The organism is Novipirellula herctigrandis, assembly GCA_007859835.1.
GTDB classification, from domain to species: domain Bacteria; phylum Planctomycetota; class Planctomycetia; order Pirellulales; family Pirellulaceae; genus Novipirellula_A; species Novipirellula_A herctigrandis.
This window is the reverse complement of sequence record SJPJ01000003.1, coordinates 70,727-71,554: the sequence shown is the minus strand read 5'-3', so window position 1 is coordinate 71,554 and position 828 is coordinate 70,727. Positions and strand designations below refer to the sequence as shown.

Annotated in this window: 1 pseudogene; it reads left to right on the top strand. The window is 54.5% G+C overall.

What is annotated here, in order from left to right:
* Positions 1–621 (top strand): annotated as a pseudogene (locus CA13_RS34225) (hypothetical protein); the annotation flags it as partial.
* Between the last annotated feature and the right edge of the window lie 207 nt (positions 622–828).

Sequence of the window (828 nt, the reverse complement as noted above, 5' to 3'; positions counted from 1 at the left end):
GCAAATCGTGAAGACGAGTGTACCGGGCGCTTTTGGGAAGGCCGATTCAAATTGCAAACTCTGTTGGACGAAGCGAGTTTACTGGCTTGCGCAGCCTATGTGGACTTGAACCCGATTCGTGCACCGATTGCTGAAACTCCGGAAACCAGCGAATACACCGGTGCTAAAGATCGAATCGATGATTTGTCGGAGCGACAAGATCGGACTCGGCCGAGTACTCATGATTGGGAGCGAAGTCGACGTCGGCGGAAGAGCGGTTGGATGAGTCCGATCGAGATTGACGAGAAGAACGATGCGGTCGGGCCGTGTGTCGATCCATCCGGTCGGCGGGCAAGTACCAAGGGTTTCTTGGCGGTCTCGATGTCTCGCTATTTGGAACTCTTGGATTGGACGGGCCGGCAGTTGCACCGGAACAAGGTTGGTAAGATACCCGACCACTTGGCTCCTATCTTGAGTCGCATTGGGCTCGACACTCATGGTTGGTGCGACATTGTGAGGAAGTTTGGTCGCGTCTTTAAGCGAGCGGCAGGAACTCCCGAGAGCCTTGCTCGTGAGGCAGTCCGGTGTGGTCAAGGCTGGCTGTGTGCTCCCGAGAACCCACTGGGACTAGCTTCGGTGTAGCGGATTCTGTTCCGCACGCTCGAACCTGCAACTGATTTTGCGATTAGCGTTGTGTGCTGCGCGGTCGATGCTGTAAAGATGCATGTGCGCTCGCAGGAAGGGAGGGTTCCCACTCCGATCGCGTCCAAAGGGGGAATATTTCCGAAGCAAAGACTCAAAAAATCTCTTTGGTGAAATCAAAAACTGGGTGGCTCTTTTTGCGTTTCA